The sequence below is a fragment of the Kineococcus gynurae genome, from assembly GCF_042433995.1.
Classification (GTDB): domain Bacteria; phylum Actinomycetota; class Actinomycetes; order Actinomycetales; family Kineococcaceae; genus Kineococcus; species Kineococcus gynurae.
In genome coordinates this window covers 137593-158557 of the sequence record NZ_JBHLUI010000012.1, presented here as the reverse complement: position 1 = coordinate 158557, position 20965 = coordinate 137593, and the positions used below count along the sequence as shown (strand labels likewise).

The window sequence follows — 20965 nt, the reverse complement described above, 5'->3', positions numbered from 1 at the left end:
CGTTCCGCGCTCAACCCGGGGGTTCCTCCGCGCCGACGAGCGCGAGGGCGGCGTCGAGCGCCTCGGTGGCCGCGTCCGGGTCCACCCGGACCAGCACCAGGGCGGAGACGGCCAGCGCCACCACGGCCGTGACGACGCGCGCCCGGTCCTCCGGACCCGACCCGGGGGAGGCCGCGGCGACCCCCGCGGCGACCGCCTCCCGCAGCTCCGACCGGTAGCGCCGCAGGACCTCGCGGACCCCGGCGTCGGCCCCCAGCGTCCCCGACGCGGTGTTGAGCAGCAGGCATCCGGGCGGAGGCGTGCCATCGGCCCCCGCGACCGCGACCAAGGCGCCGCGCAACCCGAGCAGATAGTCCGCGAGCGCCTGCGGGGCGACCGGGACGGTCTGCAGCGGACGCAGTCGCGGGCGCAGCACCTCGTCGAGGTAGTTGCCGACCGCGGCGTCGAACAGCCCGCGCTTGCTGCCGAAGGCGTGGTAGAGGCTCGAGCGGCGCAACCCCGTCGCCGCCTCCAGCAGCGGCAGGGACGCCTCCTCGAAACCGTGCCGCCAGAACACGTCCCGGGCCCGGCGGACGACCTCGTCCGCCTCGAAGCTCCTGCTGCGGCCCATGCCGCCTCCTTCCCACCCGCCGGACGGGTCGACACCTCATTTTGTGGATCGGCCAGTCCAGTATATTCTGGACCGGTCGGTCCACAAAAGAGGGGTCGCCCCCGGGAAGAGGTCGAACCATGCTCGTCGCCGGACTCGTGCTGACCGGTCTCGCGGCCGCCGTCCACGTCCTGGTCTGGTACCTGGAGTCGCTGGCCTGGACCGGACCGCGGGCCCGGGCCGTCTTCGGAACCTCCCCCGCCGAGGCGGAGGCCACCCGCGAACTGGCGTTCAACCAGGGTTTCTACAACCTCTTCCTGGCCGTGCTGGTGGTCCTCGGCACCGTGCTCGTCGCCACCGGCTCCGACGTCGTCGGCCTGACGCTGGTCCTCGCCGGAGCGGGCTGCATGGCCGCGGCCGGCCTCGTGCTCCTGGTCTCCAGTCCCGACAAGGCCTCGGCCGCCGCACGCCAGTTCGTCCCACCCCTGCTCGGCATCGTCCTGCTGGTCCTCGCCCGCCTCGGCTGACGGACGCCGGACCCCGCCCCTCACCCCCAGCCCACCGCACAAGGAGAAACCTCATGAGCACCACCCCGGACCCCACGACCGCCGAGGACACCGCGGGCAGCACCGTCCGCAGCACGCAGATCCAGCTCGTCGCGCGCCCCCAGGGGTGGCCGACCGAGGAGAACTTCCGCACGGTCGAGGTCACCTACGGGCCCCTGGCGCCGGGGCAGGTCCGGGTCCGCAACGCGTTCCTCTCCGTCGACCCCTACATGCGGGGTCGGATGAACGAGGGTCGCAGCTACGTCGCCCCGTTCGCGCTGGGTGAGACGCTCACCGGTGGGGCCGTCGGCCGGGTGGTCGCCTCACGCAGCCCGGAGCACCCCGTCGGCGCGCTGGTCAGTCACCAGTTGGGGTGGCGCGACGTCGTGCAGGAGGACGCCGGGCAGTTCCGGGTCGTGCCCGACGTGCCGGGCCTCTCCCCCTCGGTCCACCTGGGGATCCTCGGCATGACCGGCCTCACCGCCTACGTGGGACTCACCGACATCGCTGCGCTGCAACCGGGTGAGACGGTGTTCGTCTCCGGTGCGGCGGGAGCCGTGGGGTCCGCCGTGGGCCAGGTCGCGCGCCGGCTGGGCGCCGCCCGGGTGATCGGTTCCGCCGGGTCGGCGGAGAAGGCCCGCCTGCTGACCAAGCGGTACGGGTTCGACGTCGCCCTGAACTACAAGGACGCGCCGATCCGCGAACAGCTCGCCGAGGCCGCTCCCGACGGGATCGACGTCTACTTCGACAACGTGGGCGGCGACCACCTCGAGGCCGCCCTCGACGCGTTCAACGACGGCGGGCGGGCCGCGCTCTGCGGCGCCATCTCCGCCTACAACAGCACCGGCAGCACCCCCGGCCCGGACAACCTGGCCAACGCCATCACCCGGGGCCTGACCCTGCGCGGTTTCACCGTGGGAGGTTTCCTGCACCGGTCGGCGGAGTTCGGTCCCGCGATGAGCGGGTGGTTGCGCGAGGGTTCCGTCACCTTCGACGAGACCGTGGTCGACGGCCTGGAGAACACGGTCGAGGCGTTCCTGTCCATGATGCGCGGGGCCAACACCGGCAAGATGGTCGTGCGGGTCGACGCCTGAGGCCCACCCCGCCGCCCCCGCCGCCCCCGCCGCGAGCCGCTCAGGTGTTGGCGACGACCGAGCCCCAGGCGGCCCGGGCCCCGGTGTCCCCCACCCGCACGACCTGCACCCCGGCGGCGAGCGCGACGAGCACGGCGACGACCGCGAGCACCGCGGTCGCCCGGGTCGGGCGCCCCGGGGTGCGGCTGCGGGACTCCGCACGCCCGCGCCACCAGAGCAGCACGGCCACGGCCGCGAGGGGGATCGCGAACCACAGCAGCGAGGACCCGAGGGCGGCGTGCTGGCCCGGGTCCCCGACGCGGGCCTCCAACGCCTCCCCGCTCTCGGTGGCCACCGGGACCAGCGCGAGGGCCACCAGGGCCACGAGCGCGTTGAGCCCGGCGTAGCGGCGACGCCAGGCCCCGCGCACCGCGACGGCCAGGGTGCCGAGCACCGCGAGCGGCAGCAGCACCACCACACCGTGGACGACGAGGGCGTGCACGGGAAGGCCGTTCAGCGTGTCGAACATGGGTGTCCTCCGGGCTCGGGACGGCGAATACTTGTGACTTGAAGTACAGGCCGTCGGTGGTCCCGGGTCAAGCCCCCACGACGGATCGGGCGAGGACCACCGCGACGGCCGCGCCGACCCCCGCCCCGCCCGCGGCGACCGCGGCGACGAACAGGTCCCGACCGTCCGGTCCCGCACGGAGGTCCCCGCCGTTCCGCAACGCCGCCGCCGTTCCCTGCTGACGACGACGGGCGACCCCGCGCAGCCACAGGGCGGAGAGGACCCCCGCCCCGGCGGGCAGCACGGCCAGGAGCGCCAGTCGCGGCGCGAGCACCCGGGCCCCGAGGACCGCGACCAGGAGGACGGCGAGCACCGTCCGTCGCCAGGCCAGCGCCGTGCGTTCGGGCTGCAACCCCGGGTCGAAGACGCCGGGGTCCGGCGGGCCGGACCGCTCGGGGCTCATCGCCACAAGATCCCGAGGAGGACGAGCAACCCCGCGAGGGTGACCCCCACCGACAGCACCGACACGATCCCCGGTGCCGGCAGCGCGGCCCCGGTCCGCATCGCCCGTTCGTCGCGGGCCCACCCGCGCCAGGCGAGCACCGGGGTCAGCACCCCCAGGACGATCAGCAGCAGCGACGCCGCCAGCCGCAGCTGCGGTTGCAGCGGCAGGGCCAGGGCCTCGAGCGCCACCCCGGCCGCGGTGAGGGCCAACGCCGTCCGCAACCCCGCGAGGAAGGTCCGCTCGTTGGCCAACGAGAAACGCGGGTCGGGCTCCGAACCGTGACCGAAGACGCTGCGCGGGAAGCGGTCCCGGGACGACGACCGTCCTCCTCGTGGCACGTCCGACCCTTCGCCCGGTGGTCCCGACCGCGGCGCGGCCCCGACGCGCCCGATGATGTCACGCCCACTTCCGCCGACCTCGTGACGGGCCGGGAGCCGGGGCGTACCGTCGATCTTGCTGGCGCGGTGCCGGCGCTCGCACAGACGGGACTCATCGATGAGCAGCAGCACGACGGTCGACGGCGCCCTCCCCCGGACCTCCCGCCGCACGGGGAGGCGTGGCCGGGCCGCCGCCCTGGCCGCGGCGGGTGCCCTGCTCCTCGGGCCGGTCCTGGCGACCCCGGCCCAGGCGGCGACCTGCACCGGCTACGGACCCTCGACGGCCCGGATCAGCCTGTGCGGGGCCGTGGACTCCGCCTACCGCGCCTCCGGCGGCGCGAGCGGACCCCTCGGGGTCCCGCTCAGCCCGGAACTCGTCGGCGTCGAGGGGCCCGGCCCGGGGGTGGCCTTCTTCAAGGGCGGGACCATCTGGGCGCTCGCGAACGGGACCACGCTGACCCAACGCCTCGCCGACCCGGCCCGCAACCGTCGCGCCGAGGCCCTCACGCTCTCCCAAACCGCGGTGCCCCTGTTCATCCCGGTCGCCAAGGGGCGCGCGGGTACCCCCGACGGTTTCGACTGGAGCACCGACGGGTGCTCCGGCCCGACCTACGGCGACGTCGAGCGCACCTTCCACGACGCTTGCGTCAAGCACGACTTCGGCTCGCGGAACTTCAGCCCGCGCAGCACGAACAAGTTCGACCCGACCCGGGCCCGGCTCGCCGCCATCAACGAGACGTTCCGCCTGGATGCCGAGGCCTCCTGCGTCCGGGCGGGTCAGCCCCGGCTCACCGGCGGTTTCGGCTGGCCCCGCTCCTGCCGCTCCTGGGTCCCCACCCTCTACCAGTCGGTGACGGCCACCTCTGCCTGGTGGTGGGGGGTCTCCACCAGTTCCACCGAGGCCTGACTCCGGCTCTGCCCCCGCCCGGCCGTCGCGTCACACGGCGTCGGCGGTCAGGCAGATCTTGTAGGAGGCTCCCTGCCCCCCACCGAGGAGCGGGGGCTGGACCTTCGAGACGACCCCCTGGTAGGTGTCCGGCAGGGTGCGGCAGGCGAGCAGGACCATGTCCTTGGCCGACAGCACGAACACGTGGGCGCCGAGGTCGTCGTCGTCGGTCCCCAGCAGGCCGTTGAGGAAGTCCGAGATGGGCTTCTTGAGCTCACCGAGGACCAGGGCGGCCCCCGCGGCCAGGATCGCGCCCACGTAGGGCACCTTCATGAGCAGCGGCGGCAGCTGGTCGGCCACCGCGCCGACGAACTGCTCCACCTGCGGGCGGAACTCGTCGGGATTGCCGACGTCGTGCTCGCGCAGCGCGGCCCCGAGGATCATCCCGCGGGGAGCGCCGCGGTAGAGCTCCATCCGGTCCGGGCGGGACTCCCCCGCGTCCACGTCCTCGTAGATCCGACTGCGGACCGTGGGAGCGGCGGGGCCACCGCGGTGGACTGGACGACGTTCCTGGAGCAGACCGTGGTCTTCAACCCCGAGGTCCCGGCCGACTTCATGGCCCCGTGGTGGTTCGGGGACGTCCGCAAGGCCCGGGACGCCCGGTTGGCGCCCATCCCCGCCCGCAGCATCGAGCAGGTGCACACCGCCCTGACCCGGACCGGGGCCGTCGCGGTGAGCCACCGGTTGGTGGCGGGCACCGTCCCGCCCTGGGCCCGGACCGTCGAGCTGACCGGGGCCCCGGCGCTCGCCTACTCGCTGAACCGGCGCCGGGCGGAGCGGTCGTCGGACTTCGTCGACCTCGTACCGCTGGTCGCCGCGGTGTCGGGAACCCCTCCCCGACCGGGCCGACCGGGCGGCTGAGGTCAGACCGCCTCGGTCCGCACGGGCACCGCGCCGACCGGGGCCGGGGCGGTGGAGGCGCGGACCACCAAGGTCGGGGAGAAGAGCGCCTCGGCCCGGGGCACCGGGCGGCCGGCGATCTCGCCGAGCAGGGCCTGCACGGTCGCGTCGGCGATCTCGGCGACGGGGTGGGCGATGGTGGTCAGCGGCGGCGCGATGAACTCCATCGTCGGGCTGTCGTCGCTGCCGACGACCGAGACGTCCTCGGGGACCCGCAGACCGCGACCGCGCACCGCCTGCATGGCCCCGATCGCCAGCACGTCGGAGGCGCAGATCAGGGCGGTCACCCCGCGGTCGAGCAACCGCTCGGCCCCGTGGTAACCCCCCTCGAGGGTGAACAGGTCGTGCTCGACCGACCCGCGGAAACCCTCGCCCTGCCGGGCCAGCGCCGCGTGGAAGGCCCCGACCCGCCGCTGCACCGCGGTGTAGCGCAGGGGGCCGGCGACCAGGCCGAACGTCCGGTGCCCCAGCCCACCGAGGTGGTCGACGGCGAGGTGGACGGCCAGCGTGTCGTCGGTGGACATCGTCGTGACGGGCGCGCCGGGCAGGTGGCCCTCGACGAGCACGAAGGGGGTGCCCGACTCGCGCAGGGCGAGGTAGCGCGCGGGGTCCTCCCCGGCGACGGAATGGATGCCGCAGACGAAGACGATGCCGGCGACGTGCTGCTGGACGAGCATCCGGACGTAGTCGTCCTCGTGCAGGCCGCCCGCGACCGAGGAGCACAGCACCGGGACGAGGTGCTCGCGCAGCAGGGCCCGCTCCAGGGCGGAGACGTAGCGGGGGAAGACCGGGTTGGACAGTTCGGGCACGATCAGCCCGACGGTGCCGAACGTCTTGGGGCGCAACCGCTCCGGCAGCTGGTACCCGAGCAGGTCGACCGCCCGCAGCACGCTCTGCCGGGTGGCCTCGGACACCCCGGGCCGGTCGTTGAGGACGCGCGACACGGTCGCCTCGCTGACCCCGGCCCGGGCCGCGACGTCGACCAGGCGAGCGCGCATGGGCCCAGGTTACAACTTCGACACGGTCTTGCAAGAACTTGCAGGAAATCTTGGCAGGAGCCCGGCAAACGCCTACAGTCCTCGCCAGACGCAGCGCTGCGAGCCGGACGACGACCGTCCCCCACCTCGTGACGCCCCTCTCTCGAAGGAGCGCGACCCATGCTCACCCGACGACACGCCCTCGGCGGCGCCCTCATCGGCACCACCCTGCTCGCGGCCGGCTGCAGTTCCAGCGACGACGGTGGGGCCGGCGAGCCCAGCGCGGCCCCGAGTTCCTCCGGCGCACCGGTGCGCGGGAACGAGGAGCTGGTCATCTGGACCGACGAGCTGAAGATCGACGCGATCAAGCAGATCGCGGACACCTTCGCCTCGGCCAACGGCATCACCGTCGGGGTCCAGGCCATCACCGACCTGCAGGCGAACTTCGTCACCGCCAACACCGCCGGCAACGGCCCCGACATCGTCGTCGGCGCCCACGACTGGATCGGCAACATGGTCCAGAACGGTGCGGTCGACCCGCTCCAGCTCACCGCCGAGAACCTCACCAGCTACGCCCCCATCGCGGTCACCGCGGTGACCTACAACGAGCAGCTCTACGGCCTCCCCTACGGGGTCGAGGCGCTCGTCCTCTACCGCAACACCGCCCTGGCGCCCGACGAGCCCGGCACCCTCGACGACGCGTTCGCCAAGGGGCTGGAACTCAAGAGCGCCGGCACGGTCGAGTCCGCCTTCAACCTCCCCGTCGGCGAGCTGGGCGACGCCTACCACATGCAGCCGCTCTACACCTCGATGGGTGGATACGTGTTCGGCCGCAACGCCGACGGGTCCTACAACCCCGACGACCTGGGGGTCGGCCAGGCGGGTTCCATCGCCGCGGCCGAGAAGATCCGGTCGATCGGCGAGCAGGGTTCCGGTGTCCTCACCCGTTCGGTCAGCGGTGACAACTCCATCGCCCTGTTCGCGGACGGGAAGGCCCCCTACCTGCTGTCCGGCCCGTGGGCCCGGGCGGACATCGACGAGGCCGGGATCCAGTACGCCTTCCAGGCGGTCCCCGGTTTCGCGGGCCAGCAGCCGGCCCAGCCGTTCGCCGGGGTCCAGGCGTTCTTCGTCGCCTCCAAGGGCAAGAACAAGGCCTTCGCGCAGGAGTTCGTCGGCAACGCGATGAACACCGAGGAGTCCATGAAGGCCATGTACGAGGGCGCCAAGATCCCCCCGACCCTGCTCTCGCTGCAGGAGTCCGAGGTCGCGGCCGACCCGCAGCTCCAGGCGTTCCTGGACGCCGCCAACAACGGCGCGCCCATGCCCTCGATCCCGCAGATGGCCGCGGTGTTCGAGCCCCTGGGCCAGGGGTACTCGGCCCTGGTCGGCGGGGCGGACGCCCCCACCACCATGCAGCAGACCGGCACCACCATCGCGGACGCGATCGCCGCCGCCTGATCGGCACCCCCGGGTCCCGACCCGGGACCCTCCCCCGCCGGGCCGACCGGCCGGACCCCTGCGTCCGGCCGGTCGGGCCCGCCAGCAACCTCTTGCGCCGGCGCGGTCGCCGGCATCCCAGCGTCCCGGAGGCATCGTGGCCACACCGACCCTCGGCTCCGCACCGACGGAGTCCCCGCAAGCCCATTCCATCCCCGTGAGCACGCGCCGCAGCGTCCCCACCCTCGTCGCCAAGATCTTCCTGGTGACCGTGACGATCAGCACCGTCATCGCCCTCACCCCCGCCCTCGTCGCCGCCGGGCGCTGGGGCTGGCTGATCGCCTTCTGGGTGCTCGCGCTGGCGATCATCGCGGTCTACGCCACCCGCCGGCTGGTGCCGCTGAAGTACCTGCTCCCCGGGGTCCTGCTGTTGCTGACCCTGGTCGTCTACCCCGTGGTCTCCACGTTCCAGATCTCGCTGACCAACTACGGCGACGGGACGCGCACCACCAAGGAGGAGACCGTCGCGCAGATCCTCGGCTCCTCCGTCGTCCAGACCCCCGACGCGCCGCGGTACAACCTGACGGTCGCGACGACGGGTTCGACGACGACCGGGCCGTTCGTCTTCCTGCTGGTGGACCCGACCGACGGCGAGGCCCAGGTCGGCACCGCCGAGGGCCTGGAGCCGCTGGAGGGGGCGACCGTCACCGACGGGTTCGTCACCGAGGCCTCGGGGTACACCCTGCTGACCCCGACCCAGGTGAACGCGGCCGGTCCGGTGCTGCAGGAGTTCTCCGTCCCGGCCGGTGACGGCAGCGCCATCCGCCAGCTGGGCATCCGGCAGGCGTTCCTCGGGTCCACCCCGCTCACCTACGACGAGTCGGCCGACACGATCACCAACTCCCAGACCGGGGTCACCTACCGCCCCGAGCTGCAGGGGGACCGGGAGTTCTTCGTCGACGGGCAGGGCCAGCGGCTCTCCGACCAGTCCTGGGGCTCGACCATCGGACTGGCCAACTACGTCCGGGTCTTCACCGACGGCCGCATCCTCGGCAACTTCCTCAAGATCTTCGCCTGGACGCTCGTCTTCGCGACGCTCTCGGTCGCGACCACCTTCGCCCTCGGCATGTTCCTGGCGGTCGTCCTCAACGACAAGCGGGTGAAGTTCCAGAAGGTCTACCGCTCGCTGCTCCTGCTCCCCTACGCCATCCCCGGCTTCATCTCGCTGCTGGTCTGGTCGGGGTTCTGGAACACCGACTTCGGGCTGGTGAACGACCTGCTCGGCCTGGACGTCAACTGGTTGGGCAACCCGACCACGGCCAAGCTCGCCGTGATCCTGACCAACCTGTGGCTAGGTTTCCCCTACATGTTCCTGGTGGTCACCGGGGCCCTGCAGTCCATCCCCGAGGAACTGACCGAGGCCGCCGACATCGACGGGGCCAGCGGCTTCACCGCCTTCCGCAAGATCACGTTCCCGCTGCTGCTCATCCCCACGGCCCCGCTGCTGGTGGCGTCGTTCGCGTTCAACTTCAACAACTTCAACGCGGTGCAGCTGCTCACCGGGGGCGGTCCGTTCACCCCGGACAACCCGACGGCCGGGGGCACCGACATCCTCATCAGCTACACCGTCCGCCTGGCCTTCGGGGCCAGCGGGGCGCAGTTCGGCTTCGCCTCGGCGATCGCGGTGCTGCTGTTCATCCTCACCGGCCTCGTGGCCGCGTTCCAGTTCCGCTTCACCAAGGGTCTGGAGGACAAGGCCTGATGTCCAGCATCGAACCCGCAGGGAACAACGTCGTCGCCCCCGCCCGGCTGGCGACCCCGGGCACGGAGGCCCCCCGGGTCAACAAGCCCATGGGCGTCACCGACGGCCGCTGGTGGCGCGAGGTCGGCTGGCGGCACGTCATCGGCGTGCTGGCCGTGGTCTACGCCGCGGTGCCGATCCTCTACATCCTCTCGGCCGCCCTCAACCCGCTGGGCAGCGTGACCTCCACCGGGGTCATCCCGACCCGGTTCAGCCTGGAGAACTTCGCGGCCCTGTTCAGCGACCCGTCGCGCCCGTTCGGCCGCTGGATGCTGAACACGCTGATCGTCTGCCTCTCGGTGACCGTCGTGCAGGTGTTCTGCAGCGCCCTGGCCGCCTACGTCTTCAGCCGGTTCCGGTTCACGGGCCGTCGCGGAGGTCTGCTGACGCTGCTGCTCATCCAGATGTTCCCGCAGATCCTGGCCTCCACCGCACTGTTCCTGCTGTTCACCGACCTGGGGGACATCGTGCCCTCGCTGGGGCTGAACACCCTGGCCGGCTACGTCCTGGTGCTGTGCGGGTTCGCCCTCAGCCAGGTCTGGCTGATCAAGGGGTTCTTCGACGCCATCCCGAAGACGCTCGACGAGGCGGCCACCGTGGACGGCGCCGGACACGCCACCATCTTCTTCCGGATCCTGCTGCCCCTGCTGCAGCCCATCCTCGCGGTGACCGGGCTGCTGTCCTTCGTCGGGGTGATCAACGAGTTCCTGCTCGCCTCGATCTTCCTGCGCCAGGCCGAGGTCCGGACGGTCGCCGTCGGCCTCTACTCCATCATCGACGCCGACCGCTCGAACAACCTCGGGCTGTTCGCGGCGGGCGCCCTGCTGACCATCATCCCGGTCGTGCTGCTCATGCAGTACCTGCAGCGCTACATCGTCGGCGGCATCACCGCCGGCGGGGTGAAGGGCTGAGATGAGTTCGCCCGACGTCCTCTGGCGGGACCCGCACCACGACGGATCGTCCTGGTGCACGGAACCGTCGAACCCCGACCCGGGGGCCACGGTCCGGCTCCGCGTCCTGGTCCCCCGGGGGCCCGACGGGGAGCCGGGAGCGACCGAGGTCAGCGCCCGGGTGGTCCGCGACGGCGAACCCGTGCTGCTCGCCGCCACCCCCGAGCCGGGCCCGGAGGGGCCGGCCGGGGTGTGGTGGGCGGTCGACGTCGTCGTGCACAACCCGGTGACCCCGTACCGGTTCCTGCTCACCGGCCCCCCGGGATCGGCGGCCGGGGGGTACGCGTGGCTGAACGGGACCGGCGTGCACCGGCGCGAGGTCACCGACGAGGCCGACTTCCGGCTGGTGGCCCACCCCGCGGTCCCCGACTGGGTCGCCGACGCCGTCGTCTACCAAGTGTTCCCCGACCGGTTCGGTCGCTCGGGCGCGGCCGACGCCCGTCCCGTCCCGGAGTGGGCCGAACCCGCCGACTGGGACGACCCGGTCGTGCACGAGGGTCCGAGCACCCCGCTGCAGTTCTTCGGCGGGGACCTGCCCGGGGTCACCGAGCACCTCGACCACCTCGTCGGGCTGGGTGCCACCGTGCTCTACCTGACGCCGTTCTTCCCCTCGCGCAGCAACCACCGCTACGACGCCACCACCTTCGACGTGGTGGACCCGGCCCTGGGCGGGGACGAGGCGCTGGTGGAGCTGCTGGACGCGGCGCACGCCCGCGGCCTGCGGGTCGTGGGCGACCTGACCACGAACCACACCGGGGACCAGCACGAGTGGTTCCGGACCGCCGTCGCCGACCCGGCCTCCCCCGAGCACGGCTTCTACTACTTCGAGGACGAGGACGAGGGCGGCGGGGCGGGCCCCGGGTACGCCTGCTGGCTCGGGGTGACCTCGCTGCCGAAGCTCGACCACGCCTCGGTCGAGCTCCGTCGGCGGTTCTACGACGGGCCGGACTCGGTGGTGGCCCGGTGGCTGCGCCTCGGTCTCGACGGGTGGCGGATCGACGTGGCCAACATGACCGGACGGCACCGCGACGTCGACCTCAACCACGAGGTGGCCCGGACCCTGGTGCGGACCGCCCGGGAGACGCGTCCCGACGCCTGGGTCCTGGCCGAGCACGGCCACGACGCCACCCGCGACCTGCAGGTCGGCGACGGCTGGCACGGCACCATGGACTACGCGGGTTTCACCCGTCCGGTCTGGACCTGGCTGTCCGCCGGCGAGTCGTTGGGCCGCACCTTCTTCGGCCAACCCGCACGCAACCCCTCCGTCCCCGGTCAGGAGGTCGTGGCGGCGCTGCGCGAGGTGCACGCGGCCATGCCCTGGCGGGCCCAGGCGGCCTCCACCCTGCACCTCGACTCCCACGACATCGCCCGCTTCCGGACGGCGGTGGGCGGCGGTGGCTCGGGTGGGATCAGCCCCGCCGGGCGGGACCGGCACCTGGTGGGTCTCGCCGCCCAGTTCTCCCTGCCGGGGGTGCCGAGCGTGTTCGCCGGTGACGAGATCGGCCTCACCGGCCGGGACGGGGAGCACGCCCGGACCCCGTTCCCCTGGGACCGACCGCACTGCTGGGACGAGGAGACCCTGACCGCCTACCGCGCGTGGATCGCCCTGCGGGCGGCCCACCCGGCGTTGCGGCGCGGCGGGCTGCGGTGGATCTCGAGCGGGCCCGACTGGTTCACCTTCGTCCGCGGGCACCGCGAGGAGGCCGTCCTCGTCCACGTCGCCCGCGGGAGTCACGAACCGCTCGCGCTGCCGCTGTCGGTGCTGGGGGCCACAGGCGCGGACGACGTCGTCGCGGTCAGTCCCGCACCCGGGCAGGTGTCCGGTTCGGTCCCCCACGACGCCCCGGACTCGTTCGTCCTGCGCGCCGGCGGGCCCGGGTCGGGGGTCTGGCGGCTACCCGTGAGCTGAGTCGGGCGGCGCGGCCCGGCCCGTCGTCGGGTCCTCGGCGTCGGCATCCTCCGACGTCCCGGCCGGTCCGCGCGGGACGAGGTAGGTGTGACCACCACGGGTGACCCGGTCCCACTCCCCGTACCCGGCGCGGGCCTCCTCCTCGGTCCGGGGGCCGCGCTGGGGGCCCTCACCGGCCCCGACCTGGGCCGGGCCCGTGAAGGTGAAGGCGGCGTCGAGGAACAGGTCCACGAACCGGTTGCGCGACCGCGGTCGCCGCAGCGACCGCGGCAGTTCCTCCCGTCGAGGACCGCCCGACCCGTCCCGCGCTGCCATGTCCGCCCTCCCGACGCCCGTCCCCGGGCCGTCCCCGGGATGTTCTCCGCACGAACAGTTCGTGCAGCAACTATTGTACGCTGATCCCCGTGCCCGCCTCCACCCCCGATCCGCTCGCGCTGGAACGCCAGGTCTGCTTCGCCCTGGTCGTCGCCGCGCGCAGCGTGCTCGGGGTCTACCGCCCGGTGCTCGAACCCCTGGGCCTGACCCACCCGCAGTACCTGGTGATGCTCGCGCTCTGGGGTGCGGAACCCCTGTCGGTGCGCGAACTCGGCGCCGAGCTGCGCCTGGACGCACCGACCCTCTCCCCGTTGCTCAAGCGCCTGGAGGCGGCCGGCCTGGTCACCCGTCGCCGGCTGGACTCCGACCAGCGCAGCCTGGCCGTGGGACTCACCGACGCGGGCCGCGCCCTGCGGTCGGAGGCCGAGAAGGTCCCGGGGCTGGTCGCGCAGCGGTTGGCCATGGACGTCGGCGAGCTCGAACGCATCCGGGACGGCCTGACCCGTCTGATCGAGGCCTCGGGCCCGGTCCCGGGGGACGCGTGAGCGGTCCCGGAACCCCGGCCTCGCCCGCCGACGCGGGGCCGCGCTGGGGCCTGCTGCTGGCCCCCGGGGCCGGGGCCGGTTCGGACGCGCCCGGGCTGGTGGCGCTGGCCGAGGCCGCACCCCCGTGGTTCGCGGTGCACCGCATGGACTTCCCCTACCGACTGGCGGGGCGCCGGGCGCCCGACCGGGCGCCGGTGCTGCTGGCCGCGCTGCGCGAGGCCGCCGCGGGACTCGCGGCCGCGTCGGGCCTGCCGCCGCACCGGTTGGTGCTCGGCGGGCGGTCGATGGGGGGCCGGATGGCGTCCATGGCGGTCGCCGAGGGGTTGCCCGCGGCCGGGCTGCTGCTGGTCAGCTACCCGCTGCACCCGCCGGGTCGGCCGGAGAAGCTCCGCACCGAGCACCTGCCGACGTTGCGGCTGCCGTGCCTGTTCGTCTCCGGCGACCGCGACACGTTCGGGACGCCCGCGGAACTCACCGCCGAGACCGCGGTCGTGCCGGGACGCGACCTGGAACTGGTCCCCGGCGGGGACCACGGACTACGACGTCGCGAGCACCTCGCCGCCGAGCTCGCGGGCGCCTGGTTGCGACGACGCTTCCCCCGCTGACGGCCCTCCCGCCGGGGTCTCGTCCAGCGTCAGGAACCGCCGGCACGCGGCGAGCAGGAGTTCCACCGCGTCGGCGGGCTGGAGGCCCGGCCGGGCCCGGTCCAGCGAGCCGACCGTCGCCGGGTCCACCGGCAGACCCAGCGCGGCGTAGGTCGCCCCCACCACGTCGGCGAGGGGTTCCGGGTCGCGCACCACGACGACGGCGGACACCAGGAACCCGCCCCGCACCTGCCGCTGCGCGGTACCGACGATCTTGTACGCACCCGCCACGTTGATCGAGTGGCGACCGGAGCAGTACTCACCCGGGATCTCACCCACCCGGGCGTCGATCCCGCCCGCCCGGAACTCCTCGGCCAGACCCTGGGCGAACGCCTCGAACCGGGGGATGGCCCCGGTCCGCACGTCCTCGGCCCGACCCACGACGTCGACGACGAGGCACCCCGGGTGGTAGGGCGCGAGCCGCCCCCCGACCGGACGCACGACCGGGGCGAAACCCCGGTCCCGGGCCCGTCCCGCCGCCGTGGCGAAACCCGGCAGGAGGGCGTCGCGCCGGCTGAAGGCGGCGGTGGCGGCGGGTCGGGTGATCCGGACCGTCTGCGGCGCGGTCGATCCGGCCACCGCCGCGAGCAGGGCGAGGCGGGCGGCCACGTCGGCGTCGGCCACCTCCTGCGCCGGACCGACGGGGACGTCGAGAACCCGCTCCACGGTGAACTCCCCCGTGAACGGGTCCTCGACCCCGGTCATGCGGTCGCGTCCGCCGACGCGGGGCCGGCCTCCACCGCCGCCCGGACGGCGGACAGGAACGTCGCGCCGGTGGCACCGTCGATGGCCCGGTGGTCGCAGGTCAGGGTCAGCTGGGCGATGGGCCGCCACTGCGGATCGCCGTCGTTCCAGACCTGCTGGTGGCGCGTCGATCCGACGGCGAGGATCGCGACCTGGGGCACGTTGAGGATCGCGTCGAAGGAGTCGATCCCGAGCATGCCGAGGTTGGAGACCGTGAACGTCCCGCCGCTGACGTCGCTCATCTGGAGCTTGCCCGACCGGGCCCGACCCACGATCTCCTTGCGCTGCGCGGCGATCCCTTCCAGGTCGAGCTCTCCGGCGCCCTGCACGACCGGGACCACGAGACCCGCGTCGGTCGCGACGGCCAGGCCGACGTTCACCTGCTCGAAGGTCGTCACCGCCTCGTCGGCGTAGTGCGCGTTCAGGGCCGGGTGGACCTTGAGGGCCTGCGCACAGGCCGCGAGGAGCACGTCGCTGACGGTCGTGCCCGCGGGGCGTCGGGCGGGGTCCAGCGCGTTGGTCATGTCGACCCCCACCGTGAGGTGGAACACGGGGGCCTGCCACGCGGCCACCATGCGGCGGGCCGCGGTGCGCCGGATGCCCTTCAGCGGGGTGGTCGTCCCCTGGTCGGTCCCGGTGGTGGTGCTCACGCCGACGCCTTCCCCGCGCAGCCGTACTGCTGCAGCTTCGCCACCGTCGCCTCGATCATGCGCTCGCGACCCGCGGCCAGCGCCTCCTCGAGCTGGCGGTCGCCCTGCGCCCAGACCGACTCCAGGCCCGCCCGGAACGCGTGGCGCAGGTCGGTGTCGGCGTTGAACTTGTGCACGCCGGCCTTGATGGCCCCGGTGACGTCGTCGTCGGCCACACCGGACATCCCGTGCAGGACCAGCGGAAGACCCGTCGCGCGGCGGATCTGCTCGATGCGCTCGAGGTCGAGGGGCTGGGGCGGCAGGTCCGGCACCACGCCGTGGACGATACCCGCGGACACGGCCAACCAGTCCACCCCGGTCTCGGCGACGAAACGCTCGGCCTCGTCGACCTTGGTGTAGTACGACGCCCAGTCCACCGCCTCGCCCGCGTCGGGGATCGTGCCCAGTTCGGCCTCGACCGGGATGCCGAAGGAGTGGGCGACCTCGACCACGTGCTTGGTCGTCCGGATGTTCTCGTCCAGCGGCAGGTGGGCCCCGTCGTACATGATCGAGGTGAAACCGAGCTTGATGGCCTCGAAGACCTCCTCCCACGGCCCGTGGTCGAGGTGGATGACGACCTCGGCGTCGGACTCCTCGGCCGCGCGCAGGGTCAGCTCGTAGGCCTTGCGCAGACCCATGTGGGGCACGATGGCCCGACCCACCTGCAGGAACACGGGGGACTCGGCCTGCTCGGCCGCCCGGACGAGGGCCTGCGCGGTCTCGTCGCTGTGCATGTTGAACGCGCCGACCGCGTAGCCGCCCGCCTGGGCGTCGGTGACGAGCTTGCGGGGGTCTGCCCACTTCATGATGGCTCCAAGGGGGATGAGGGTGCTGCGCGGGTGATGGGTCGGTGACGGTCCGGGGGAACCCGGTCCGCGACGGGGGGACGCCGGCGGTCAGACGTGGTTCAGGAGGGGACGGACGCCTTGCGGGCCAAGCGGTCACGACGCCGGGCCCCGGCCTCGCAGACGCCCGCGACGGCGTCGTCCCACCCGGCGCAGAGTTCTTCGCGGCGGTCGGCGGACATCTCCGGCTCGAAGACGCGCTCGACCTTCCACCCGGCCTCGACGTCGGTGGGGACGTTCCACATCCCGACGCCCGCACCGGCGAGGTAGGCGACCCCGAGGGCGGTCCGTTCCAGTTCGTCGGGCCGGACGACGGGGATGCCGCAGATGTCGGCCTGGAACTGGCAGAGCAGGTCGTTGCCGGCGGCACCGCCGTCGACGCGCAGCTCGGGCAGGGGCATCCCCGCCCGCGCGTACCCCTCGACGACGTCGCGGACCTGGTAGGCCATCGACTCCACCCCGGCCCGGACCAGGTGCTCGGGGCGGGTCTCCAGTCCCAGCCCGACGATCGCGCCCGTCGCGTCGTGCTCCCAGTGCGGGGCGCACAACCCCGTGAACGCGGGGACCAGGTAGAGGCCGTGGTCGTCCCCCGCAGACCGGGCGATCTCCTCGATGTTCCCGCCGGCCGGGAGCACCTTGAGGTCCTCCCGCAGCCAGGAGAGGGTCTGGCCGCTGTGGAACACCACGCCCTCGGACTCGAACGTGGTCTGCCCGGCGACCGTCCAGGCCGCCGAGGACGTCATGCCCTCGACGTCGAGGACGTCTCCCCCGCTGTTGACGGTGAGGACGCTCGCCGTGCCGTAGGTGTTCTTGGCGCTTCCCCGGCGGAAGCAGGCCTGGCCGAACATGCCGGCCTGCTGGTCGGCCAGGATCGCCCGGACCGGGACCTCACGGTTCCCGCCGCCGAGCAGACCCGGCGCGACGTGGCCGAACTCGGCGTCGGAGGCCACCGCCGGGGGCAGCAGGGACATCGGGATCCCGTAGGCCTCGCAGAGGGTCTCGTCCCAGTCGAGGGCGTGCAGGTTGAACAGCGCGGTGCGGGAGGCCTCCCCGTGGTCGGTCAGGTGCGACCGACCCCCGGTGAGGTTCCACAGCAGCCACGAGTCGACGGTCCCGGCCGCGAGCTCGCCGCGCTCGGCCCGCGCCCGCACACCCGGCACCTCCTCCAGCAGCCAGGCGAGTTTCGCCGCGCTGAAGAAGGAGTCGATCGGGACGCCGGTCCGGCGACGGGCGTCGGGTTCCAACCCGGCCGCCCGCCACCGCGCGACGATGTCGTCGGTCTGGTGCGACATCCACATGATGGCGTCGTGCACAGGTTCCCCGGTGGCCCGGTCCCAGACGGCGATCGTCTCGCGGTGGGTCGTGATCCCCACCGCGGCGACGTCGTCGGAGGTGGCCCCGACCTTGGCCAGGACCCGTTCCACCGCGGAGTGCTGGGCCTGCCACAGCGCGACCGGGTCGAGCTCGACCCACCCGCGCCGTGGGCGGTTCGGCACCACCGGGTTGCGCGACTCGGCGACGATGCGCCCGAGCTGGTCCACCAGGACCGCCCGGGCGCTCGTCGATCCCTCGTCGAGCGCCAGCACGTAGGGCCCACCCGCCGTCGCGCGAGCCGTTGTCGTCACGTCGATTCCTTCCTCGACCTGCCCCGGGGACGTCCCGGGGCCAGCACCTCAGACCGCTACGGGGTCCGCCTGCGGGACGGCCAGATGGTCCAGCCAGTCCCGGTAGTCGGCCGCCTCGGCCCGACGACGATCCTCGTCCCACCCGAACCGGGAGGCCAGGACGTCGAGGATCCGGTCCAGCGCCGGCAGTCCGTGGTCGGGTTCGAAGGCCAGCAGGGTGCGGCGGGCCATGACGTCGGCCAGCCCACGGGCGAACTCCTGCTCGACCGCGAACACCAGCTCGGCCCCGATCGCCCCGCTGGGTTCGTGCACGACGTCCAGCAGGTCGGGAGCGTCCGCACCGAGGAGCGCCACGTCGACCGCGCGACGCCCGTAGACCTTCAGCAACCGGTCGGTGCTGCGGGCCGAGAGCCCGGGGGCGGCGACGGCCAGCCGGCCGCGCACCGCCGACTCGTCGGCCACGAACCCGGGCAGCGGCAGGCGCTGGGTCGCGCAGCGGACCTTGGGTCGGCCCAACCGCTTCAGCACGTCGTCGACCGCGTCCTGCGCGAGCTGGCGGTAGGTCGTGAGCTTGCCGCCGACCACCGTCACCAGGCCGTCCAGGTCCGGACCGTTCTCGTGCAGCACGTGGCTGCGCGGGATCTTCGCCTCGACCACGTCCGGGGCGTAGGGCAGGGGCCGCACGCCCGAGTAGGTGTAGAGCACGTCCGCCGGGGTGAGTTTCGCCCCGGGCACGAGGGAGTTCACCTCGTCGAGCATGTACTGCATCTCGTCGGCGTCGCAGCGCGCGCTGCCCGGGTCCTCCTCGTAGCGGAGGTCGGTCGTGCCGATGAGGTAGCGCCCCATCCAGGGGATGACCAGCACGAGCCGGCCGTCGCGGCGGGACTCGTAGTACACGACGTCGGTCGGGGCCCCCGGGAACGGGTCCACGACGAGGTGCGAACCCTTGGTGCCGCCGTTGAGCCGCGGCTGCTCACCCGTCCCGGCGCGGAACACCTTGTCGATCCAGGGCCCGGCGACGTTGAGGACGACGGGGGCCAGGACGTCGTGGTGCTCCCCGGTGGCCGTGTCGCGGAAGCGGACCCCGCGGACCTTGCCGGCCGTCGTCAGGAGTTCCTCGACGTGGGCGCCGGTGCGGATGACCGCGCCCGCCGCCGCGGCCGCGACCCCCAGCTCGACGCACAGCCGCTCGGCGTACTCGACCTGGCCGTCGGTGAACACCACGGCCCCGGACAACCCGTCGCGGTCGATCCCGGTGAAGCGGCGCAGCAGGGTCGAGAGGCTCAGCACCTCGTGACGCTGGGACTTCTTGTCGAAGCTGAGGGCGTCGTAGAGGGCCATGCCGGTGCGGATCAGCCAGGGCGCCCGCTGGTTGTGCTTGTAGAACGGCATGATCAGGCGCACAGGCTTGACCAGGTGCGAGGCGTTGCGGAACAGCAGTTCCCGTTCCCGCAACGACTCGCGCACCAGGGCGAAGTCCTTGTGCTCCAGGTACCGCAGGCCACCGTGGACGAGCCGCCCGGACCAGGCCGAGACGCCGGAGCAGATGTCGTCCTTCTCCAGCAGCGCCACGCGCAACCCGCGCAGCGCCGCGTCGAGGGCGATCCCCACCCCGTTGACCCCGGCCCCGATCACGACCACGTCGAAGGGGACCTGCAACCGCTGGTCAACAACGCTGGAGGCCATGGTCAGTCGGTCTCGATGATCGCCACGACCGTGCGCACGTCCACGGTCTCCCCCTCGGCCACGACGATCTCGGCCAGGGTCCCGGTCGCCGGGGACTCCAGCGTCTCCTCGACCTTCTCGGCCTCGACCTCGGCCAGAGGCTCGTCCTCGGTGACCGTGTCCCCGACGGCCTTCAGCCAGGTACCGATCGTGCCTTCGCTCATGCCCATGCCCCACTGCGGGAGCAGAACCTCGACGCGTGCCATGTCAGTCGCCTCTCGTTGATCCTGGGTCGGAACGCCGCGCGTCAGCGCGCGGCGGTGGTGGACAGTTCGTCGTCGGCGCGCAGGTCGGCACGGGGGGTCTCGCCCCGGGTGCCGGTGACCCGGCGGATCGCGTCGGCGATGCTCTCCCGGTTGGGGTAGAGCTGCTTCTCCAGCGCGGGGCTGAAGGGGATCTGGGTGTCCGGGGTCACCACGCGGGCGATCGGGGCCTTGAGCGCGTCGAACGCCTCCTCGGCGACGATGGCCGAGATCTCCGCGGCCGCACCGCAGGTCTTGTGGGCCGGGTCGGCGACCACGAGGCGCCCGGTCTTCGCGACCGACTCGAGGATGGCGCGGGAGTCCAGCGGCACCAGCGTGCGGGGGTCGATGACCTCGACCGAGATGCCCTCCTGGGCCAGGGCCTCGGCGGCCTTGAGGGCCTCCGGGACGGCGGTCGCGATGGCGACGACGGTGACGTCGGTGCCCTCGCGGGCCGTGCGGGCCACGCCCAGGGGGACGCGGTACTCGTCCTCCTCGACCTCCTCCTTGAGGCCCCAGAGCATGCAGGCCTCGAAGGTCAGGACCGGGTCGTCGCTGTCGATCGCGCTGCGCAGCAGACCCTTCGCGTCCGACGGGGACGCGGGCACGATGATCTTGAGCCCCGGGACGTTCATGAACATCGGGTAGGGCCGGTCGGAGTGGTGGGCGCCGGTGTTCAGTCCGTAGAACATCGCCGAGCGGAACACCACCGGCATCGAGGCCTGGCCGCCGAACATGTAGCGGTTCTTGGCGACCTGGTTCACGAACTGGTCCATCGCCATGTAGAGGAAGCTCGAGTAGCTGAGGTCGACGATCGGACGCAGCCCCGTCATCGCGGCGCCGGCCGCGGCGCCGACGATGACCTCCTCCGAGATCGGGGTGTTCCGGATCCGGTTGCGACCGTACATCTGCAGGAAGTCGCCCTGCTCCTTGCGCGACTTGCCGGCCCCGGTGGTGCCGTAGACGTTCGCCTCGACGTCCTCGCCGATGATGACGACGCGTTCGTCGGCGTCCATCGCCTCCTTCTGGGCCGCACCGATGGCGCCCAGGTAGCTCATGACGGACGTGGCCATG

Annotated in this window: 24 protein-coding genes; 10 read left to right on the top strand and 14 right to left on the bottom strand. The window is 73.0% G+C overall.

The window, feature by feature from the left end; genetic code table 11:
• Nucleotides 1–10 precede the first annotated feature (10 nt).
• Nucleotides 11–610, bottom strand: a complete 600-nt coding sequence (locus ACFFKU_RS16755) for a TetR/AcrR family transcriptional regulator (protein WP_380139749.1) — start codon at nucleotides 608–610, stop codon at nucleotides 11–13.
• Between the two features lie 119 nt (nucleotides 611–729).
• Between ACFFKU_RS16755 and ACFFKU_RS16750 the strand changes: the two genes are divergently transcribed.
• On the top strand, nucleotides 730–1116 hold the full coding sequence (locus ACFFKU_RS16750) for a DUF1304 domain-containing protein (protein ID WP_380139747.1): 387 nt from the start codon (nucleotides 730–732) through the stop codon (nucleotides 1114–1116).
• A gap of 53 nt (nucleotides 1117–1169) precedes the next feature.
• Nucleotides 1170–2228 carry an NADP-dependent oxidoreductase gene (locus ACFFKU_RS16745; protein ID WP_380139745.1) on the top strand — a complete coding sequence of 353 codons (1059 nt, stop codon included), beginning with the start codon at nucleotides 1170–1172 and terminating at the stop codon, nucleotides 2226–2228.
• Nucleotides 2229–2268: 40 nt separating this feature from the next.
• Here ACFFKU_RS16745 and ACFFKU_RS16740 read toward each other — a convergent pair whose 3' ends face one another.
• From ACFFKU_RS16740 to ACFFKU_RS16730, 3 genes are all read right to left on the bottom strand, one after another.
• A complete protein-coding gene (locus ACFFKU_RS16740; RefSeq protein WP_380139743.1) occupies nucleotides 2269–2736 on the bottom strand; it encodes a DUF2231 domain-containing protein in 468 nt (155 codons plus the stop codon).
• Between the two features lie 67 nt (nucleotides 2737–2803).
• A complete protein-coding gene (locus tag ACFFKU_RS16735; RefSeq protein ID WP_380139741.1) occupies nucleotides 2804–3178 on the bottom strand; it encodes a DUF202 domain-containing protein in 375 nt (124 codons plus the stop codon).
• The gene (locus tag ACFFKU_RS16730) at nucleotides 3175–3558 is read right to left on the bottom strand and encodes a YidH family protein (RefSeq protein WP_380139739.1); all 384 of its coding nucleotides are present in this window, start codon (nucleotides 3556–3558) and stop codon (nucleotides 3175–3177) included. The genes ACFFKU_RS16735 and ACFFKU_RS16730 overlap by 4 nt, the downstream gene beginning before the upstream one ends.
• A 157-nt stretch (nucleotides 3559–3715) precedes the next feature.
• On the opposite strand from ACFFKU_RS16730, the gene ACFFKU_RS16725 reads away from it, so the two are divergent.
• Entirely contained in the window at nucleotides 3716–4504 is a 789-nt protein-coding gene (locus tag ACFFKU_RS16725; protein ID WP_380139737.1) for a phospholipase A2, read from the top strand.
• A 30-nt stretch (nucleotides 4505–4534) separates the two neighbouring features.
• Here the strand turns inward: ACFFKU_RS16725 and ACFFKU_RS16720 are convergent, their stop codons facing one another.
• Nucleotides 4535–4987, bottom strand: a complete 453-nt coding sequence (locus tag ACFFKU_RS16720; RefSeq protein WP_380139735.1) for a hypothetical protein — start codon at nucleotides 4985–4987, stop codon at nucleotides 4535–4537.
• A 48-nt stretch (nucleotides 4988–5035) separates the two neighbouring features.
• Here ACFFKU_RS16720 and ACFFKU_RS16715 point away from each other — a divergent pair, with 48 nt between their 5' ends.
• Nucleotides 5036–5404, top strand: coding sequence for a hypothetical protein (locus ACFFKU_RS16715; RefSeq protein WP_380139733.1), 369 nt, complete (start codon nucleotides 5036–5038; stop codon nucleotides 5402–5404).
• Nucleotides 5405–5406: 2 nt separating this feature from the next.
• On the opposite strand, the gene ACFFKU_RS16710 is transcribed toward ACFFKU_RS16715, so the two are convergent.
• On the bottom strand, nucleotides 5407–6441 hold the full coding sequence (locus tag ACFFKU_RS16710) for a LacI family DNA-binding transcriptional regulator (RefSeq protein WP_380139731.1): 1035 nt from the start codon (nucleotides 6439–6441) through the stop codon (nucleotides 5407–5409).
• A 159-nt stretch (nucleotides 6442–6600) separates the two neighbouring features.
• Here ACFFKU_RS16710 and ACFFKU_RS16705 point away from each other — a divergent pair, with 159 nt between their 5' ends.
• The 4 genes from ACFFKU_RS16705 (at nucleotide 6601) to ACFFKU_RS16690 (ending at nucleotide 12517) form a co-directional block, all read left to right on the top strand.
• Nucleotides 6601–7878: a sugar ABC transporter substrate-binding protein gene (locus tag ACFFKU_RS16705; RefSeq protein ID WP_380139729.1), complete on the top strand. Its 1278-nt coding sequence runs from the start codon at nucleotides 6601–6603 to the stop codon at nucleotides 7876–7878.
• A 196-nt stretch (nucleotides 7879–8074) separates the two neighbouring features.
• A complete protein-coding gene (locus ACFFKU_RS16700) occupies nucleotides 8075–9619 on the top strand; it encodes an ABC transporter permease subunit (RefSeq protein WP_380139728.1) in 1545 nt (514 codons plus the stop codon).
• A gap of 89 nt (nucleotides 9620–9708) precedes the next feature.
• Complete coding sequence (locus tag ACFFKU_RS16695) at nucleotides 9709–10569, top strand: sugar ABC transporter permease (protein WP_380140275.1); 861 nt, start codon at nucleotides 9709–9711, stop codon at nucleotides 10567–10569.
• Between the two features lies 1 nt (nucleotide 10570).
• Entirely contained in the window at nucleotides 10571–12517 is a 1947-nt protein-coding gene (locus ACFFKU_RS16690) for a glycoside hydrolase family 13 protein (RefSeq protein ID WP_380139726.1), read from the top strand.
• On the opposite strand, the gene ACFFKU_RS16685 is transcribed toward ACFFKU_RS16690, so the two are convergent.
• Nucleotides 12503–12832 carry a hypothetical protein gene (locus ACFFKU_RS16685; RefSeq protein ID WP_380139724.1) on the bottom strand — a complete coding sequence of 110 codons (330 nt, stop codon included), beginning with the start codon at nucleotides 12830–12832 and terminating at the stop codon, nucleotides 12503–12505. The genes ACFFKU_RS16690 and ACFFKU_RS16685 overlap by 15 nt on opposite strands.
• An 89-nt stretch (nucleotides 12833–12921) precedes the next feature.
• Here ACFFKU_RS16685 and ACFFKU_RS16680 point away from each other — a divergent pair, with 89 nt between their 5' ends.
• Together ACFFKU_RS16680 and ACFFKU_RS16675 are read left to right on the top strand one after the other, a co-directional pair.
• Nucleotides 12922–13377 carry a MarR family winged helix-turn-helix transcriptional regulator gene (locus ACFFKU_RS16680; protein ID WP_380139722.1) on the top strand — a complete coding sequence of 152 codons (456 nt, stop codon included), beginning with the start codon at nucleotides 12922–12924 and terminating at the stop codon, nucleotides 13375–13377.
• Complete coding sequence (locus ACFFKU_RS16675; RefSeq protein ID WP_380139720.1) at nucleotides 13374–13982, top strand: alpha/beta hydrolase family protein; 609 nt, start codon at nucleotides 13374–13376, stop codon at nucleotides 13980–13982. The genes ACFFKU_RS16680 and ACFFKU_RS16675 overlap by 4 nt, the downstream gene beginning before the upstream one ends.
• Here ACFFKU_RS16675 and ACFFKU_RS16670 read toward each other — a convergent pair.
• The 7 genes from ACFFKU_RS16670 to ACFFKU_RS16640 all read right to left on the bottom strand — a co-directional run bounded on the left by ACFFKU_RS16670 (nucleotide 13914) and on the right by ACFFKU_RS16640 (nucleotide 20964).
• Nucleotides 13914–14726: a lipoate--protein ligase family protein gene (locus ACFFKU_RS16670; RefSeq protein ID WP_380139719.1), complete on the bottom strand. Its 813-nt coding sequence runs from the start codon at nucleotides 14724–14726 to the stop codon at nucleotides 13914–13916. The two genes, ACFFKU_RS16675 and ACFFKU_RS16670, sit on opposite strands and share 69 nt — an antisense overlap.
• Nucleotides 14723–15415: a 2-oxo acid dehydrogenase subunit E2 gene (locus tag ACFFKU_RS16665; RefSeq protein WP_380139717.1), complete on the bottom strand. Its 693-nt coding sequence runs from the start codon at nucleotides 15413–15415 to the stop codon at nucleotides 14723–14725. Before ACFFKU_RS16665 ends, ACFFKU_RS16670 begins: the two co-directional genes overlap by 4 nt.
• Nucleotides 15412–16260 carry a class II fructose-bisphosphate aldolase gene (locus ACFFKU_RS16660; protein WP_380139715.1) on the bottom strand — a complete coding sequence of 283 codons (849 nt, stop codon included), beginning with the start codon at nucleotides 16258–16260 and terminating at the stop codon, nucleotides 15412–15414. The genes ACFFKU_RS16665 and ACFFKU_RS16660 overlap by 4 nt, the downstream gene beginning before the upstream one ends.
• A gap of 101 nt (nucleotides 16261–16361) precedes the next feature.
• The gene (locus ACFFKU_RS16655) at nucleotides 16362–17924 is read right to left on the bottom strand and encodes an FGGY family carbohydrate kinase (protein ID WP_380139713.1); all 1563 of its coding nucleotides are present in this window, start codon (nucleotides 17922–17924) and stop codon (nucleotides 16362–16364) included.
• A 48-nt stretch (nucleotides 17925–17972) separates the two neighbouring features.
• The gene (locus ACFFKU_RS16650) at nucleotides 17973–19610 is read right to left on the bottom strand and encodes a glycerol-3-phosphate dehydrogenase/oxidase (RefSeq protein WP_380139712.1); all 1638 of its coding nucleotides are present in this window, start codon (nucleotides 19608–19610) and stop codon (nucleotides 17973–17975) included.
• 2 nt (nucleotides 19611–19612) lie between these two features.
• Nucleotides 19613–19855 (bottom strand): lipoyl domain-containing protein, encoded by a 243-nt coding sequence (locus ACFFKU_RS16645; RefSeq protein ID WP_380139710.1) that lies wholly within the window; start codon nucleotides 19853–19855, stop codon nucleotides 19613–19615.
• 41 nt (nucleotides 19856–19896) lie between these two features.
• Entirely contained in the window at nucleotides 19897–20964 is a 1068-nt protein-coding gene (locus ACFFKU_RS16640; RefSeq protein ID WP_380139708.1) for an alpha-ketoacid dehydrogenase subunit beta, read from the bottom strand.
• Nucleotide 20965: the final 1 nt, after the last annotated feature.

Coding starts and splice junctions, on each gene's coding strand:
- ACFFKU_RS16695 (WP_380140275.1), top strand. CDS start 9,709: ATGGGCGTCACCGACGGCCGCTGGTGGCGCGAGGTCGGCTGGCGGCAC.
- ACFFKU_RS16750 (WP_380139747.1), top strand. CDS start 730: ATGCTCGTCGCCGGACTCGTGCTGACCGGTCTCGCGGCCGCCGTCCAC.
- ACFFKU_RS16710 (WP_380139731.1), bottom strand. CDS start 6,441: ATGCGCGCTCGCCTGGTCGACGTCGCGGCCCGGGCCGGGGTCAGCGAG.
- ACFFKU_RS16740 (WP_380139743.1), bottom strand. CDS start 2,736: ATGTTCGACACGCTGAACGGCCTTCCCGTGCACGCCCTCGTCGTCCAC.
- ACFFKU_RS16660 (WP_380139715.1), bottom strand. CDS start 16,260: ATGAAGTGGGCAGACCCCCGCAAGCTCGTCACCGACGCCCAGGCGGGC.
- ACFFKU_RS16745 (WP_380139745.1), top strand. CDS start 1,170: ATGAGCACCACCCCGGACCCCACGACCGCCGAGGACACCGCGGGCAGC.
- ACFFKU_RS16640 (WP_380139708.1), bottom strand. CDS start 20,964: ATGGCCACGTCCGTCATGAGCTACCTGGGCGCCATCGGTGCGGCCCAG.
- ACFFKU_RS16690 (WP_380139726.1), top strand. CDS start 10,571: ATGAGTTCGCCCGACGTCCTCTGGCGGGACCCGCACCACGACGGATCG.
- ACFFKU_RS16650 (WP_380139712.1), bottom strand. CDS start 19,610: ATGGCCTCCAGCGTTGTTGACCAGCGGTTGCAGGTCCCCTTCGACGTG.
- ACFFKU_RS16685 (WP_380139724.1), bottom strand. CDS start 12,832: ATGGCAGCGCGGGACGGGTCGGGCGGTCCTCGACGGGAGGAACTGCCG.
- ACFFKU_RS16735 (WP_380139741.1), bottom strand. CDS start 3,178: ATGAGCCCCGAGCGGTCCGGCCCGCCGGACCCCGGCGTCTTCGACCCG.
- ACFFKU_RS16645 (WP_380139710.1), bottom strand. CDS start 19,855: ATGGCACGCGTCGAGGTTCTGCTCCCGCAGTGGGGCATGGGCATGAGC.
- ACFFKU_RS16755 (WP_380139749.1), bottom strand. CDS start 610: ATGGGCCGCAGCAGGAGCTTCGAGGCGGACGAGGTCGTCCGCCGGGCC.
- ACFFKU_RS16670 (WP_380139719.1), bottom strand. CDS start 14,726: ATGACCGGGGTCGAGGACCCGTTCACGGGGGAGTTCACCGTGGAGCGG.
- ACFFKU_RS16705 (WP_380139729.1), top strand. CDS start 6,601: ATGCTCACCCGACGACACGCCCTCGGCGGCGCCCTCATCGGCACCACC.
- ACFFKU_RS16725 (WP_380139737.1), top strand. CDS start 3,716: ATGAGCAGCAGCACGACGGTCGACGGCGCCCTCCCCCGGACCTCCCGC.